The organism is Parafrankia sp. EUN1f, assembly GCF_000177675.1.
Classification (GTDB): domain Bacteria; phylum Actinomycetota; class Actinomycetes; order Frankiales; family Frankiaceae; genus Parafrankia.
The window spans coordinates 1-781 of sequence record NZ_ADGX01000384.1 but is presented as its reverse complement, the minus strand read 5'-3'; the positions used below and the strand labels follow the sequence as shown (position 1 = coordinate 781).

Annotated in this window: 1 protein-coding gene; it reads left to right on the top strand. The window is 75.3% G+C overall.

Annotation, left to right across the window (positions count from 1 at the left end):
• A partial coding sequence (locus FREUN1FDRAFT_RS39240) for an MFS transporter (RefSeq protein WP_006546021.1) occupies nucleotides 1-781 on the top strand: 781 nt, incomplete at both ends.

The window sequence follows — 781 nt, the reverse complement described above, 5'->3', positions numbered from 1 at the left end:
TCGACCAAGCGGCCCGCCTCGACCGGGCGGCGCGGCACCGCCTCGACCAAGCGGCCCGCCTCGACCGGGCGGCGCGGCCCGGGACGTGCCGTTCGTGGCCTGCTGGCGGACCTTTCCCCGCTGCGGACCTACCCGGCCTTCCGCCGGCTGTGGGTGGGCGAGTCCGTCTCGACGATCGGCACCCAGATCACCGCGACGGCCGTGGCGGTGCAGGTCTACGACCTCACCCGGTCGTCGTTCCTGGTCGGGGTGGTCAGCCTGGTGGCTCTGCTACCGCTGGTCGGCCTCGGGCTGATCGGCGGTGCCATCGCGGACAGCGTCGACCGGCGCCGCCTCGCCCTGGTGACGTCCACTGGGCTGGCGGCCGTCTCGGGCGGGCTGGTGCTGTTCTCGCTGTTCGAACACGGCGGTGGCGGTGGCGGTGAGGCGGCTGGCGGTGGTGTCGCAGCCGGCCTCGGTGTGGTCTGGCCGCTGCTCCTGCTGGTCGCGGCCCAGTCCGCGTTCGCGGCGGTGGACGGGCCGGCGCGGCGCGCGATGACACCGAACCTGGTGGCGCTGGGTGACCTGCCGGCAGCCACCGCGCTGACCCAGATCGGCTTCACGACCGCGATGACCGTCGGTCCACTGATCGCGGGAACCAGCGTCGCGCTCGGCGGCTACCCCCTCGCCTACGCCCTCGACCTGGCCAGCTTCAGTACCGCCCTGTACGGCCTGTTCCGGCTGCCGCCGATGCCCCCCGCGCCGGCGCCCCCGCGCCCGCGCTTGCCGCGTCCGCCCCGGC